The organism is Mesocryomonas lacus (assembly GCF_055730105.2).
Genome location: NZ_JBUZWF020000002.1, coordinates 571,438 through 584,078 on the forward strand (window position 1 = coordinate 571,438; position 12,641 = coordinate 584,078).

At 68.7% G+C, this 12,641-nt stretch carries 16 protein-coding genes; 7 read left to right on the plus strand and 9 right to left on the minus strand.

What is annotated here, in order from left to right:
• Positions 1-198: 198 nt before the first annotated feature.
• The 4 genes from ACZLZQ_RS07695 to ACZLZQ_RS07710 all read right to left on the minus strand — a co-directional run bounded on the left by ACZLZQ_RS07695 (position 199) and on the right by ACZLZQ_RS07710 (position 3,570).
• Positions 199-936 carry an ABC transporter ATP-binding protein gene (locus ACZLZQ_RS07695; protein WP_472948849.1) on the minus strand — a complete coding sequence of 246 codons (738 nt, stop codon included), beginning with the start codon at positions 934-936 and terminating at the stop codon, positions 199-201.
• Entirely contained in the window at positions 929-1,720 is a 792-nt protein-coding gene (locus tag ACZLZQ_RS07700; protein WP_472948850.1) for an ABC transporter ATP-binding protein, read from the minus strand. The genes ACZLZQ_RS07695 and ACZLZQ_RS07700 overlap by 8 nt, the downstream gene beginning before the upstream one ends.
• Positions 1,721-1,734: 14 nt before the next feature.
• Positions 1,735-2,958, minus strand: coding sequence for an ABC transporter substrate-binding protein (locus tag ACZLZQ_RS07705; RefSeq protein WP_472948851.1), 1,224 nt, complete (start codon positions 2,956-2,958; stop codon positions 1,735-1,737).
• Positions 2,959-3,096: 138 nt separating this feature from the next.
• The gene (locus tag ACZLZQ_RS07710) at positions 3,097-3,570 is read right to left on the minus strand and encodes a hypothetical protein (protein ID WP_472948852.1); all 474 of its coding nucleotides are present in this window, start codon (positions 3,568-3,570) and stop codon (positions 3,097-3,099) included.
• Positions 3,571-3,768: 198 nt separating this feature from the next.
• On the opposite strand from ACZLZQ_RS07710, the gene ACZLZQ_RS07715 reads away from it, so the two are divergent.
• Positions 3,769-4,245, plus strand: coding sequence for a helix-turn-helix domain-containing protein (locus ACZLZQ_RS07715; RefSeq protein WP_472948853.1), 477 nt, complete (start codon positions 3,769-3,771; stop codon positions 4,243-4,245).
• Positions 4,242-4,760, plus strand: a complete 519-nt coding sequence (locus ACZLZQ_RS07720) for a DUF6456 domain-containing protein (protein WP_472948854.1) — start codon at positions 4,242-4,244, stop codon at positions 4,758-4,760. Before ACZLZQ_RS07715 ends, ACZLZQ_RS07720 begins: the two co-directional genes overlap by 4 nt.
• Before the next feature lie 42 nt (positions 4,761-4,802).
• Here the strand turns inward: ACZLZQ_RS07720 and ACZLZQ_RS07725 are convergent, their stop codons facing one another.
• Both ACZLZQ_RS07725 and ACZLZQ_RS07730 read right to left on the minus strand, forming a co-directional pair.
• Positions 4,803-5,225: a SufE family protein gene (locus ACZLZQ_RS07725; RefSeq protein WP_472931406.1), complete on the minus strand. Its 423-nt coding sequence runs from the start codon at positions 5,223-5,225 to the stop codon at positions 4,803-4,805.
• 62 nt (positions 5,226-5,287) lie between these two features.
• Positions 5,288-5,815 (minus strand): DUF5330 domain-containing protein, encoded by a 528-nt coding sequence (locus ACZLZQ_RS07730; RefSeq protein WP_472948855.1) that lies wholly within the window; start codon positions 5,813-5,815, stop codon positions 5,288-5,290.
• A 431-nt stretch (positions 5,816-6,246) separates the two neighbouring features.
• On the opposite strand from ACZLZQ_RS07730, the gene ACZLZQ_RS07735 reads away from it, so the two are divergent.
• From ACZLZQ_RS07735 to ACZLZQ_RS07750, 4 genes are all read left to right on the plus strand, one after another.
• Complete coding sequence (locus ACZLZQ_RS07735) at positions 6,247-8,076, plus strand: sensor histidine kinase (RefSeq protein ID WP_472948856.1); 1,830 nt, start codon at positions 6,247-6,249, stop codon at positions 8,074-8,076.
• A complete protein-coding gene (locus ACZLZQ_RS07740) occupies positions 8,015-8,833 on the plus strand; it encodes a peptidoglycan-binding domain-containing protein (RefSeq protein ID WP_472948857.1) in 819 nt (272 codons plus the stop codon). The genes ACZLZQ_RS07735 and ACZLZQ_RS07740 overlap by 62 nt, the downstream gene beginning before the upstream one ends.
• A 46-nt stretch (positions 8,834-8,879) precedes the next feature.
• On the plus strand, positions 8,880-9,221 hold the full coding sequence (locus ACZLZQ_RS07745) for a DUF1491 family protein (protein ID WP_472948858.1): 342 nt from the start codon (positions 8,880-8,882) through the stop codon (positions 9,219-9,221).
• A 117-nt stretch (positions 9,222-9,338) separates the two neighbouring features.
• Positions 9,339-9,590 (plus strand): amino acid transporter, encoded by a 252-nt coding sequence (locus ACZLZQ_RS07750; protein WP_472948859.1) that lies wholly within the window; start codon positions 9,339-9,341, stop codon positions 9,588-9,590.
• Positions 9,591-9,792: 202 nt separating this feature from the next.
• On the opposite strand, the gene ACZLZQ_RS07755 is transcribed toward ACZLZQ_RS07750, so the two are convergent.
• Positions 9,793-10,971: a hypothetical protein gene (locus tag ACZLZQ_RS07755; RefSeq protein ID WP_472948860.1), complete on the minus strand. Its 1,179-nt coding sequence runs from the start codon at positions 10,969-10,971 to the stop codon at positions 9,793-9,795.
• A 294-nt stretch (positions 10,972-11,265) separates the two neighbouring features.
• Between ACZLZQ_RS07755 and ACZLZQ_RS07760 the strand changes: the two genes are divergently transcribed.
• Positions 11,266-11,427: a hypothetical protein gene (locus tag ACZLZQ_RS07760; RefSeq protein WP_472948861.1), complete on the plus strand. Its 162-nt coding sequence runs from the start codon at positions 11,266-11,268 to the stop codon at positions 11,425-11,427.
• 46 nt (positions 11,428-11,473) lie between these two features.
• Here the strand turns inward: ACZLZQ_RS07760 and ACZLZQ_RS07765 are convergent, their stop codons facing one another.
• Both ACZLZQ_RS07765 and ACZLZQ_RS07770 read right to left on the minus strand, forming a co-directional pair.
• The gene (locus ACZLZQ_RS07765) at positions 11,474-12,058 is read right to left on the minus strand and encodes a DUF1254 domain-containing protein (RefSeq protein WP_472931414.1); all 585 of its coding nucleotides are present in this window, start codon (positions 12,056-12,058) and stop codon (positions 11,474-11,476) included.
• Complete coding sequence (locus ACZLZQ_RS07770) at positions 12,051-12,635, minus strand: DUF1214 domain-containing protein (protein WP_472948862.1); 585 nt, start codon at positions 12,633-12,635, stop codon at positions 12,051-12,053. The genes ACZLZQ_RS07765 and ACZLZQ_RS07770 overlap by 8 nt, the downstream gene beginning before the upstream one ends.
• Between the last annotated feature and the right edge of the window lie 6 nt (positions 12,636-12,641).

Here is a 12,641-nt window from a genome sequence, read left to right on the forward strand (position 1 = left end):
GCCGACGCCTCCCTTCCTCGCCCCTCCGGGGAGAGGGTGGATGCGAGCGGGAGCGAGCAGCCGGGTGAGGGGGATGCGGCGCATCGATCCGGCGCGCCGAGACGGCCGGCATTGCCGCCCCCTCATCCCGCTGCCGCGACCTTCTCCCCACCGGGGCGAAGGCGGCCGTCCTGCTGACATGGCTTTTCCGGCCCATCGTCAAACCCCCACGACCTGGCGCAGCCGGTCCATCTTCGCGTCGAGCTCGGCGGTCGCGAAGCTCTCGAGGATGTGGCCGTCCTCCATCAGGAAGAAGCGGTCGGCGACCTTGCGGGCGAAGCGAAAATTCTGCTCGACGAGGAGGAGCGTCATGCCCTTGGCCTTCAGCTGCACCAGCACGTCGCCGATGCGCTGGACGATCACCGGGGCAAGCCCTTCCGTCGGCTCGTCGAGGAGGATGACGCGAGCGCCGGTGCGCAGGATCCGGGCGATCGCTAGCATCTGCTGCTCGCCGCCGGAAAGCTTCGTGCCGGGCGAGGCGCGGCGTTCGGCAAGGTTCGGGAAGAGCGTGTAGATCTCCTCGACCGACATGCCGCCCTCGGCGACCTTCGGCGGCAGCATGAGGTTTTCCTCCACCGAGAGGCTGGCGAAGATGCCGCGCTCCTCGGGCACGTAGCCGATGCCGGCATGCGCGGTGCGGTGGAGCGGCACCTTCGTCATGTCGCGGCCGGCCATGCGGATGGTGCCGGTGCGGCGGGAGAGGAGGCCCATGATCGCGCGCAGCGTCGTCGTCTTGCCGGCGCCGTTGCGGCCGACAAGGGTAATGGTCTCGCCCTCGAAGAGGTCGAGCGAGACGCCGTGCAGCACATGGCTTTCGCCATACCAGGCGTCGAGATCGCGTACTTCCAGTAAGGGCTGGCGGGTTTGCGGCGAGGCGGAGACGGCGGCGCTACTCATGCTCGGTCCCGAGATAGGCTTCGCGGACGCGCGGATCGGCGCTGACCTCGGCATAGCTGCCTTGCGACAGGATCTCGCCGCGCGCAAGCACCGTGACGTGGTCGCAGAGGTCGGCGACGACGTTGAGATTGTGCTCGACCATCAGCACGGTGCGGCCCTTGGCGATGCGGCGGATGAGGGCGGAGATGCGGCCGATGTCCTCGGCGCCCATGCCGGCCATGGGCTCGTCGAACAGCATCATCGGCGGGTCGAGGGCGAGGGTGGTGGCGATCTCCAGTGCGCGCTTGCGGCCGTAGGAGAGTTCGACTGCCGGAAGGTCGGCACTGTCCGCAAGGTTCACCGCCTCCAGGAGCTCCATCGCCCGATCGTCGAGCCGGCGCAGCAGGCGGTTGGAGCGCCAGAACTGGGTGGAGAGGCCCTGCGGGCGCTGCAGCGCGACGCGGACATTGTCGAGCACGGTGAGGTGCGGGAAGACCGCCGAGATCTGGAACGAGCGCACCAGACCGAGCCGTGCCACCTCGGCCGGCGCGAGCCTCGTGATGTCGCGGCCGGCGAAGGTGATGGTGCCCGACGTCGGCGCGAAGAACTTGGTGAGGAGGTTGAACACCGTCGTCTTGCCGGCGCCGTTCGGGCCGATCAGCGCGTGGATCGTGCCCTCGTGGATGTCGAGGTCGACGTCGCGCACGGCGTTGAAGCCGAAGAACTGCTTGGTCAGGCCCCGTGCCGAGAGGATCGCCCCGCCGGACGGGGCGGGGCGGGGGATGGGGGCTGCAGCTGTCGTCATCGCGCCGCCGCCGGTTATTTCGGGAAGCCCGCGGTGTCGCAGCCGGCCTTGTCGACCGAAAGGTACGCCTCCGCGCCCGGGACGACGGAGACCTGCTTGAAATAGTCCCAGGGCTTGGTCGAGTCCGCCGGCGCCTTCACCTGGAAGAGGTACATGTCGTAGACCATGCGGCCATTCGCCTGGACCGTGCCCTTCTTGGCGAAGACGTCCTCGACCGGCATCTCGTGGAGTTTTGCCGCGACCGGCTTGGTGGCGTCGGTCTTCGCCGCATCCACCGCCTTCAGGTACTGCAGCACCGCCGAGTACGTGCCGACCTGGATGGTGTTCGGCATGCGCTGGGTGCGCTTCATGAACTTTTCGGCGAAGGCGCGGTTCTCGTCGCTCTGGTCCCAGTACCAGCCCTCGGTGAGGTTGATGCCCTGTGCCGCCTCGAGCCCGAGGCCGTGCACCTCGGCGGCGGTGAAGAGGAGGGCGGCGAGCTGCTGGCCGCCCTGCACGATGCCGAACTCGGCCGCCTGCTTGATGGCGTTGGCGGTGTCGAGCCCGGCATTGGCGAAGCCGATAACCTTCGCGCCGGAGCTCTGCGCCTGCAGCAGGAAGGAGGAGAAGTCGGTGGAGGCGAGGGGATGGCGCACCGAGCCGAGGATGGTGCCGCCGTTCGCCTTGACGAAATCGCCGGTCTGCTGCTCCAGCGAATAGCCGAAAGCGTAGTCGGCGGTGAGGAAGAACCAGCTGTCGCCGCCGGCCTTCACCAGCGCGCCGCCGGTGCCGACGGCCAGCGCATGGGTGTCGTAGGCCCAATGGAAGCCGTAGGGGCTGCACTGCTTGCCGGTGAGTTCGGTCGTCGCCGCGCCGGTGACGATGTCGATCTTCTCCTTCTCCTTCGACAGGCCCTGGACGGCGAGGGCGACGGAGGAGGTGGTGAGCTCCATGATGGCGTCGACATTCTGCACGTCGTACCATTCGCGGGCGATGTTGGAGGCGATGTCGGCCTTGTTCTGGTGGTCGGCGTCGATGATCTCGATCGGCTTGCCGAGGACGGTGCCGCCGAAATCCTCGACCGCCATCTTCGCGGCCTCGACCGACCATTTGCCGCCGAAATCGGCGTAGACGCCGGACTGGTCGTTGAGGATGCCGATCTTCACGACGTCGTTCGATACCGCTTGCGCCGAAGCGCCGACGGGGGCGAGCGCAAGCGCGGCAACGGTCGCGGCGAGCATGGCGGTGTAATGGCGCATATCGATCCTCCCAGATCCCAAGGGCCGGCGTGAGGTTTTCCTCTTCCGCCTGGCCCGCATTCCCGCGGGATTTGGGCTGTCGCGGCAAAAACTGTCAAGGCGGGACGGCGTGATAGGTTGTGGGATCATCCGAAAGGACTAGCCGCCCCCAAGCGGTGCCGGCATCCCTTCCGGTGCAAGCCGCTGTGGCGGATGACGGCGGCTGCCGCGAGACCTGCGGAAACGCTTGTTCAGCACCCAGCCGGAGCGCTTCTCGCCCGGTGTGCCGGGCATCACCCGGGGCGGTGCCGCCTCCGCCCAGCCGATCGCCCGACGCACCGCGATGTGCCGGTTGATGTCGTAGCCGGGGCTGGCGGCGCGGGCGAGCCGGGCAAGGCGCGTCGCCTCGGCCGCCAGCCGCTGCCGCAGCCGTTTCCGCAAGGCGGGCGGCAGCGCCGCGGCGTCCGGGCTGGCGGCGATGGCGTCGAGGTCCTCCGCCGCAAAGCCCAGCCGGGCGCAGAGGAACCGCAGCTCGAACCCGTTGGTCTCCGATTGCAGACGCGCCTGTAGCGCGATCCGGTGCGCCCGGACGGCCGCCCGGAGCGCCGTTTCCATTTTCTCGATCTCGTCCATGCTGTCCTCGCCGGTGGTGGTCGGACGAGCATGCACCAGCGGGGAGGGGTGGAGGAAAACTATCCTTAAATCTTGTTGGGCGTCGACAGGATGCTGCAGGTTTTCTTTGGTTAGGCGCGACCCGCAAAATCCACAAAAGACATTATTCCTATATTGCCGGATTGGGTGCATGCTGTCTGCGATTCCCAAGGAGGTCCCATGTCGCACACCCTTTCCCGCCCGTTGGAACGCATCCGTTCGTCCAGCCGCATCTCATCGAATGCCGAAACTCGCACCTCGGATGGCGGACGTCCGCACCCCGCGTCGGGCAATCAGTCCGTCCTACCGGTGGGAGCCGCCGGCAGCCGCGACGACGCCGTCCGCCGCCGTTGCGACTTTGCGCGGGCGGTCGCCGGGATGATGCTGCGGGTTCCCGCCGCGGCGCTCGTCGCGCCCGGCCGGTCGCGGCAGGAGGTCTGCGCCGCGCGGCACGTCGGCATGTATCTCGCGCATGTGGTGTTCCAGCTGTCGCTTCGGGCCATCGCGAGGGAGTTCGGGCGTCACCGCAGTTCGGTCGGCTATGCCGTGCGCCAAGTCGAGGCGCGGCGCGACGATGGCGGGTTCGATGCGCTTCTGACCCGGCACGAACGGCAAGCGGAAGCCCTGCGCGACCAGCTGGCGGGAGGCCTGCGTTGAGCCCGCGGCCGCCCGCCGTTCCCGGCTTCAACGCCGACGAATCGCCGCTCGCCCGGCTCGCCACCCGGCGCGGCAAGGACGGCGCCGCGTTTCTCGGCGCGGCGGAGGCGATGGCGGGGGAGCGGTTGCGGGTGGATTTTACCCGCGCCGGCCTGACGCCGAGCGTCACCCAGCGCTGGTCGCTGTCGCCGCGCGCGTCCGGAACGGCAGGCGGCGCGGGCGACCTCTCCGACAGCGCGCTCGACGCCAAAGCGCGCGTCTTCCAAGCGCTCGATGCGGTCGGGCCGGAGCTTGCCGGCGTCGTCCTCGACGTCTGCTGTTTCCTGAAGGGCCTGGAGCTGGTCGAGCGGGAGCGGCAATGGCCGGCGCGGTCCGCCAAGCTCCTCTTGAAGGCCGGGCTCGGCGCGCTGTCGCGGCACTACGGCTACGCCGCCGAGGCCGGGAAATCCGGCGAGGGTAAGATTCGGCGCTGGGGATCGGCGGATTACCGGCCGACGGTTGGCGGCAGCGGCTGAGGCCGGGCGGGCGGGCGGGCTTCGCGTCGGGCGGTGGGCGGCTCAGGCCGGGCTCATCGCCTTCTTCGCGTCTTCCTTGATGCGGCCGACCATCGAGCGCAGGCCGTTGGAGCGCTGGGGCGTCAGATGTTCCTGCAGCCCGAGCTTGGCAAAGCGCGCCTCGGCGTCGATGTCGAGGATGTCGGGAGCGGTCCGGCCGGAGAACAGCGCCAGCGTGATGGCGACGAGGCCGCGCACGATATGGGCGTCGGACTCGCCCTTGAAGGTCAGCCGCGGCGGCGTCGTCGCCTCGGTCTCGCTGGTCAGCCAGACCTGGCTGACGCAGCCCGGCACCTTGCTCTGGTCGTTGCGGGTTGCCTCGGGCATGTCCGGCAGCTGGCGGCCGAGCTCGATGAGATAGCGGTAGCGGTCTTCCCAGTCGTCGAGAAGTTCGAAATCCGCCTCGATGTCGTCGATGCTGTTCATGCCGTGTCCGCCGCTGAAGGTGCTCCCGCGGATATAGGCGGTTCCGCCCGGCTTGTCAGGGGTCAGACCCGCGGGGCCGGGGTCGGGATGGCCGGGATGACGGCGTGATGCGGCCGGGCACCGGTGGTCGCCGCCGGTGCCGGCGTCTCGGCGGTCGCGGCGGCGGGATCGACGTCCGCCTCTGCTGTCATCCGCTTCGGCGGCATGTAAGGGAGCGGGCCCTTGGGTGCGGCAGCCTTGGCGGGGATCGCCGGCAGGGCGGCACCGGGCACGGCGCCGGTGTTCACCGGATCGGTCGGCAAACTGGCGGCGACCGTCGGGGCGTCGCGCCCCTCGACCTTCTCCTGCACAAGGCTGTAGGCGAAAGCCGCGCCGTCGGTGATCCGCTCGCCGGCGAAGACCGCCAATTCGCGTCCGGTGTCGCAGGCCTGCGGTGCCCGGTCGCAGAAGCCGGTGAGGTCGGCGATCGCCTGCTGGGCGCCGACGAACACGCCGACCATCGAGATATTGGCTTCCTTCGGCGCGCCGCCGAAAGGCATGAAGAAGGCGATCAGCCCGAGAAAGAACGCCGCCTTCAAGATGAAACGCATCGGTTTGCCCCTTTCCGCGAGCCGTCCGCCGGCGCCTTGCCGGGGATCGTCCGGCCCGCGAAAGCCGTCTGTCTGCCCTGTGAAACAGACCATGCCAGAGCCCGCGCGAAAGCGGCGTTCAAAACGGTGGACGAATTTGATTCAAATGCGCTCGATCTTGTGGATCAAGACGTAGAGTCAGGCCTGAAACGCATTTGAGTCAAAGGCTTGGCGTTTTGGCGGGCGTCTTCAGATTGCGTTAACCATGATCGCACTTAGCGCTTGATGGCCGTGCCGAGGGCCGCGCTGCGGGGGCTGGGCGGGCGGCAATCGCCAAGCGCTTATGCCTTCCTTAAACCGTTCGGGGCCATGATCGTTTCAACCGGCGAGGGCGCCTCGACTCACGTGATGTCGAACACCCGGCCCGGCATCGAAGCGGACGCGGGTTGTGAATGACTGGATTGATCGGGGCAGACAGCAGGGAGACGGCCAAACGCGGCGGGTCTCTCGCAAAAGTTCTCCTCGGCCGCTTCGAGGGCCTCGTCGCGCCCGCCATTCTGGAGGCTGACGCGCGCCGCACGCAGGCCAAGGCGATCGGCGCCCTGGTCGCCGCCGGCCTCGTCGCCGCCTTGCTGTCGCCTTTCGCAAGCCTTGCCGAACTCGGCACCCGCGGCGTCGTGGCTCCGATCATCGTCGCCGGCCTTTGCCTTGCGCTCGCCGGGCTCCTTGCTTCTACCGGTCGCCTCGGCCTCGTCCTTTCCTGCGCCACGACGAGCCTTGCCGTGCTGATCGGTCTTGTCGCCGGCCTCGGCGCGGGGCTCGCCTCGCCCCTCCTCTGGCTGCTGCTGCTGGCCCCGGTCGAGGCGCTGGTCGCCGGACGCCGCTCGCTGGCAGGCTTTGCCGGCGGCATGGCGTGCTTGACCCTTGGCGGTGTCGCGCTGGCCGAGTGGAGCGGCGCGATCGCCGGGACGGGCTTTGCCGCCGAAGCCCCGCTCGCCGTCGTCCTCGGCCTCGCCTTCACCGCCCTGCAGACGCTCCGCCTCGCCAGGACCCGCAGTGCCGGCCAGAGGGTGCGCGCGCTGGAATCGGCCGAGACCGTGCTGATCGAGAACGCCTTGTCGGATGCGGTGCTGCGCTTTGCCGCCGACGGCCGTCTTGTCTCGGCCTCGAAGGCGGCCGAAAGCCTTTTCGGCGGCGGACCGCTCGACGATGCCGCGATATTCCAGCAGCTGCACGTCACCGACCGCGTCCGCTACCTCAAGGCCTTCGGCGACATCAAGGCGGGTGCCGAGACGGTCTGCACCGAGCTGCGGCTGCAGCGCGCGACCGGCGGCGGGTTCTCCGACATCGTCCTGAAGCTGATCGCGCTGCGCGAGGCCGGTGCGCTGCAGGCAGTGCTGTGCCTGGCCCGCGACGTCACCGCCGACCGGCTGCGCACCGCCGAACTCAGCGACGCCCTGGCGCTGGCCAAGAAGAGCTCCGACGCCAAGAGCCAGTTCCTTGCCTCGGTCAGCCACGAGCTGCGCACCCCGCTCAACGCCATCATCGGCTTCTCCGATGTGCTCGACCAGGAGTTCTTCGGCAGTTTCGAAAATCCGCGGCAGAAGGAATATGTCGGGCTGATCCGCCAGTCGGGCGAGCATCTGCTCTCGGTGGTCAACAGCCTCCTCGACATCTCCAAGATCGAGGCCGGCCGTTACGAACTGCAGCACGAGCCTTTCGGCATCGAGTCCGCTTTGAAGGCGGCGGTCGACCTGATGCGGCCGGAAGCTGAGCGCAAGGGCCTGCGCTTCGACGTCAGGCTCGGATCGGGCGCGGCCGAGATGGTCGCAGATCCCCGTGCCTGCCACCAGATCCTCCTCAACCTCCTGTCGAACGCGGTGAAGTTCACCGACATCGGCAGCATCGCGCTCGAGGCAGAGCGGCGCGATGGCGCGCTTCTGGTCCGCGTCTCCGATACCGGCATCGGCATTGCCGACGCCGACATCCCGCGCCTCGGCCAGCCTTTCGTCCAGGCCTCCACCGGCCCGGCGCGGCGCTACCAAGGCACGGGTCTTGGCCTGTCGCTGGTGAAGGCGCTGAGCGAGTTGCACGGCGGCTCGATGGAGATCGCCAGTGCGCTCGGCCGCGGCACCACCGTCAGCGTCCGGATTCCGCTCGACTGTCCCGCCCGAATCGCAGAACTACAGACCTCCAACGACAAGATCGTAGCGCTCACCGATGCCCGCAAAAAAAGCCCAACCACCGCGCAGGACAACCGGCAGACGCGTCGTTCGGCCTAGCGTCTCGGCGCGGCTAATCGGCGGCTCGACCGCGCTCCTCGGCAAGATCGGTGCTCCGATCGCGGCCCGCCCCGTTCTGTCGGGCGGGATTGCCGGGGTCGCCGTGCTGTTCGCCTTCGTGGCCGGCAACGCCTTCTATTGGCAGCCGAGCCGGCATCCGCGGCCGATGATGGCGACGCGCGGCGGCCCGCTCGACATGGCGCCGCTCGTCACCAGCGATGCCGGGGTGGACGAGAGCCTGATGGCGGTGCCGCTGGTGCTGGAGGTGCAGAACCTCCTCGCGCGGACGGGGCACTATAGCGCCGCGCTCGACGGCAAGCCGGGCAAGGCGACCACCGCGGCGATCAAGGCCTTCCAGACGGAATACGCCTTGCGTGTCGACGGCGAGCCCTCGACGCAGCTCCTGCGGCAGATCGAGGCGCACATGCGGGTCGCCGACGCCGAGCCTTCGGCGGGCACCGTGCCGGTCGCGCAGCCCGCGCCCGAGCGCTATGCCAGCAACACCGCCGCGACCGCGAACGACGGCGAGGCGCGCGATCCCGGCACCACCGGCTCGCTGCCGGAGCGCGAGCTGGTGCGCCGGATCCAGAGCGGCCTGACCCATGCCGACGTCGCCAAGCTCGACGCCGATGGCATTCTCGGCGAGCGTACGCGCGAAGCGATCCGCACCTTCGAGGCGCTGGAAGGGCTCGACGTTACCGGCCAGCCCAACAAGCGAATCCTCGAGCGACTGGTCTCGATCGGCGCGGTGCAGTAGAGCGGGATGCTGAGGCCGGCGACGCCGGCACGGCAGGAGTGATCGCATGCGCGTGACCAGCGACCTCTACGTCTCGCAACTGCTGCGCCGGGTGTTCGCCGATGGCGGCTTTGCCGCGGTCGAGCGCCGGGGCGCCGAGGCGGCCGGGGCGATCTATATCATCGCCCGAAACCGGGACGGCTTGATCCGCCTTTTCGGTCCGGCCGTCCAGACGATGTCCTCCGGCGACGGCGACCGCAGCTTCATGACTGAAGCCGTGACGGACGACGCTGCGCTGACCCGCCGCTTCGAGCAGGAGGCGCGGTTCGATCCGGATTTCTGGGTGGTGGAGATCGAGACGGCGGCGCCGGAAACCTATCTGGAGATCATCGATCCCGACGCAGCGTAGGGCAGGGGTAGGGGGAGAGCCTTTGTCCAGACAATGAAACTCCTGTTGGCAAGCCCGTAGACACCCGCGCACGGGCTGTGAAACCTTTCCGCCCGCTCCTCCTGCGGAAACCGCGTCATGTTCAGCCTTCGGGATCGCAAATCGCCACGCGAGGAAACGGCTAAGCTGACGGCGGCCTATGGGAACGGCCTGGCGATCGGACTGACCATCGTCGGCGGCATCGGTCCCATCATCAACGTCGTGGTTTCCAACGCGTCTTCGCTGTCGGCGGCCAGCATATTGCTACTCATGCCCGTCGGTTGCATGGGCGGTAGCGTGGCGCTACATCTGTGTGCCAGAGCCTATCTCAAGCGGGAGCTCAGCCGATGACGCCCGATATGGCCGTCGTTTTCATAGGGCCTGTGGCCATCGTCGTGACGGGCCTTGCGGTGCTCTACTTCACGAGTAGCCCACGGCTGAAATAGGCTGTCAGTCGCCCGCTCCGCGGGCCTGCTGCCGTCTCGAAGAGACGTCGTGTCGACTTCAGTTTCTTGAGCAGCGCTTCCGCGATGTTTCCCGGTTTGCGATAACCTCAGGCCCTTTTGCTGCCCTTGTCGGTCTCGCCGGGGCGGCTGGCGCGGCGGCCGAAGATCGGGCGGGGGGCCTGACGCTCGAGCGGCTCGAGGTCCTGATATTGCGGCTCAAGGCTGGGGGCGGCGACGGTCTGGCGGCGCAGTGCGGCGCCGGTGGGAGAAGCGCAGTCCTCGACCTTCAGCGCGCGATAATACTTGGTCATCCGGCCGAAAGCCTCGACGTCGAGACCGATGCGCGGCTTCATCATCATCAGGATGGTGAGGGCGTCGGCAGCCCCGGCATTCATCGCCTTCAGCGCCACCGCAAGCCGGTCGCCGGTCTCGTCCTCGACGATCTTTCCCAGCATGTCCATCGGCAGCATCAGCTTGCGGCGCAGGCCGGTGTAGAAGCGGTCGGCGTCCTGCTGCACTGCGAGGGCGACGAGGTCCTCGAGCTTGGGCGCGGGATCGGCCGAAGGTCCGGCCTGGCGGCCGGCGAGCGCCAGGCGCCGCAGCGTCTCGCGCACCAGATCGGCGCGGGTGGCGGAGGGTGCGGGCGGCGTCGCGACGGGCGCGCTGCGGGCGCGCAGCAGCGGCGGGGCCGGCGTTGCCTCGACGGCTGGCACGGGTTGGGGGGAGGGCGCCACGGCTGGCGTGGCGGCGGCCGGGCGCAAGGCCGCCGAAGCTGCTGAAGCTGCCACGGGGGCGGCAGCCGGTGCGGCTACTGGCACAGCTTTTGCCGCCACTCGCACCGGCGTGGCGGGCGCTGCGGGCTCGTCGGCGACCGGCTCGGTCATGAAGGCGGGCGCTGCCGGGGCGATCGGATTGCGGCCCTCGACGATCCTTTGCATGCGCGTGTCGGGACTTGCCTTGAGGATGTCGAGGTCGGCGGGCTCCAGCACCGGGCTGGACATCAGGAAGGGGGCGGAAATCTCGATGGGCTCGGCGACGAGCCGGGCGACGATCGCCCGGGGAACGCGGCTGCTGTTGGACAGCGCGGCGGCGACGGAGCGGCGGGTCTCGGGGGTGATCTTCGTCCACAGCGGATCGACCAGACGGCCGAAATCGCGCACTTGCGTGTCATTCGGCAGGCGCAGCGAGCCGTAGGAAGCCACGGCCGCACCGACGATCGTGTCAAAGCCGTCCCGTCCGGCGGTCTTTTCAAGATTGCGGAAGATGCGCGGGCTCTTGTCCTTCATGGGACTCCGGTGGGCTTGTCAGAACGTCAGATGCAAACAATTAGCTAAGATGTCTTAGCAAGCTGTTAAGCATGATCGCTTTCCCGAGGGTTTCGGCCTGATGGCGCATCTCAGAGAGTTGCCGATACCGGGAAGCGATGGTGCAGTGTACGCATTGAGTGGGCGATACGCCCGGCTGGCACGGGGCGCACCGAGGCGACGTAGCGTTAGCTCCGCGAAAGGTAGGCTGCTCATAGTCTGCCGGAGGTCAGAGGCTGACGAGCATCCGTCAGGGGCAGGCAAGGGTTCGTAGCAATGGCAACCGTACTTCGCTTTCCGGAGCGCCCGCCGATGGCGACGCCGTCACGCCCCGCCGGCGCGACCGCCGAGGTGGTGATCCTGCCGTGCATCCGCCGCGAGCCAATGACCGGCGGCGCCAGGGCGGCGGGTGACCTGCTCGAGCAGCTTCAGGCCTGATTTTGCCGCTTCGGGCGATCCGCCCGCAGGCAGACCTCTCCACGCATCATTCGTCGCTCGGTGGCGGCACGGGATCGCAGGTGAGCGAGCGGACGAAGGCGTCGACTTCCGGCCGCTTGCTCTCTTCGTCGACCAGGATGCGCAGCGTCAGATAGCCCTCGTCGATGTCGACGCCGACGGGGATGGCGGTCTCGTCGCGTTCGTCTGAGGTTCCCGCTTCGGTCAGCTGCTCGGGCGTTGCCACCAGGAGATTGAACTGGCCCTCGACGGCCGAGCGATCGTTGATCGAATAGAGATTGTCGCCCGAGCGCGAGTAGATCGAGGCCGACCAGAAGTCGATCCGGCCGTTCGCCAGGAGCCGGACCGGCCCCTCGGCGAGGGAGAAGCGGCAGGCAGCGGTGACGAAGCTCGGGTCGATGAAGGCGAAATCGTGCGCGCCTGGCTTGTCGGTGGAGGCCGCTGCCTCGCCGCTGAGGGAATCGATGCGGGCCACCTGGTTGATCTCGGCGATGCGCGCGAGTCGGCCCCAGGCATTGTTCTCGGCGAGCTCCGGGATGGCGAAGATCGCCGCGATGTGGACCGCCGCCGCCCCGATGAGGCCGGCCACGATGGCGAAGAGCACTCTAACCATCGAGGCAGTCTCCGCGCACGAGGCTCGGCATGTCGAGCTGGCCGAGGCCACTCGAGGAGCTTGCCGGGGTGTCGTAGAGCGTCAGCGCCAGCACATAGGCGCCCCGCCCGGTGACGGCGAGCCAGTTGCCGGCCTGCGCGACCGGGGAGATCGCGATGCCGACGCTGTTGTCCTCCGCCCGCAGCAGGCCGCGCGAGCTCAGCCAGCCCGGCCGGTTCTCGCCGGCCGGCACCAGCTGCCCGGCCGGCGCGAAGGCGGCGAGGGTCCAGATGCGGGCGGGCGGCGTCTGGCCGGCCAGGACGTAGCTGCATTCGCGCCTGAGCACCTCGCCGCCGCTGTCGCGCGTGGCGCGGAACAGGATGCCCTCGCCGATGCCGAGCGTCAGATTGCCGATGCGGGCAAGGCGCGCCTTGGAATAGGGATCGGCATCGACCGAGCCGGCGAGCGGGTTGGCACGCCACGGGCCGACCTCGACGGCGCCGAAATCGGCGGCTTCCCCCAGCGCCCAGTTGGCGCTCCAGGTGCCGAGGCCGAGGGCGATCGCGATCGACACGGCGAGAAGGATCAGGAAGCGCATACGGTC

Bases quoted from the DNA above. Each gene is read 5' to 3' on its own strand.
- ACZLZQ_RS07695 (WP_472948849.1), bottom strand. From the start codon at position 936: ATGAGTAGCGCCGCCGTCTCCGCCTCGCCGCAAACCCGCCAGCCCTTA.
- ACZLZQ_RS07700 (WP_472948850.1), bottom strand. From the start codon at position 1,720: ATGACGACAGCTGCAGCCCCCATCCCCCGCCCCGCCCCGTCCGGCGGG.
- ACZLZQ_RS07705 (WP_472948851.1), bottom strand. From the start codon at position 2,958: ATGCGCCATTACACCGCCATGCTCGCCGCGACCGTTGCCGCGCTTGCG.
- ACZLZQ_RS07710 (WP_472948852.1), bottom strand. From the start codon at position 3,570: ATGGACGAGATCGAGAAAATGGAAACGGCGCTCCGGGCGGCCGTCCGG.
- ACZLZQ_RS07715 (WP_472948853.1), top strand. From the start codon at position 3,769: ATGTCGCACACCCTTTCCCGCCCGTTGGAACGCATCCGTTCGTCCAGC.
- ACZLZQ_RS07725 (WP_472931406.1), bottom strand. From the start codon at position 5,225: ATGAACAGCATCGACGACATCGAGGCGGATTTCGAACTTCTCGACGAC.
- ACZLZQ_RS07730 (WP_472948855.1), bottom strand. From the start codon at position 5,815: ATGCGTTTCATCTTGAAGGCGGCGTTCTTTCTCGGGCTGATCGCCTTC.
- ACZLZQ_RS07735 (WP_472948856.1), top strand. From the start codon at position 6,247: ATGACTGGATTGATCGGGGCAGACAGCAGGGAGACGGCCAAACGCGGC.
- ACZLZQ_RS07740 (WP_472948857.1), top strand. From the start codon at position 8,015: ATGCCCGCAAAAAAAGCCCAACCACCGCGCAGGACAACCGGCAGACGC.
- ACZLZQ_RS07745 (WP_472948858.1), top strand. From the start codon at position 8,880: ATGCGCGTGACCAGCGACCTCTACGTCTCGCAACTGCTGCGCCGGGTG.
- ACZLZQ_RS07750 (WP_472948859.1), top strand. From the start codon at position 9,339: ATGTTCAGCCTTCGGGATCGCAAATCGCCACGCGAGGAAACGGCTAAG.
- ACZLZQ_RS07755 (WP_472948860.1), bottom strand. From the start codon at position 10,971: ATGAAGGACAAGAGCCCGCGCATCTTCCGCAATCTTGAAAAGACCGCC.
- ACZLZQ_RS07760 (WP_472948861.1), top strand. From the start codon at position 11,266: ATGGCAACCGTACTTCGCTTTCCGGAGCGCCCGCCGATGGCGACGCCG.
- ACZLZQ_RS07765 (WP_472931414.1), bottom strand. From the start codon at position 12,058: ATGGTTAGAGTGCTCTTCGCCATCGTGGCCGGCCTCATCGGGGCGGCG.
- ACZLZQ_RS07770 (WP_472948862.1), bottom strand. From the start codon at position 12,635: ATGCGCTTCCTGATCCTTCTCGCCGTGTCGATCGCGATCGCCCTCGGC.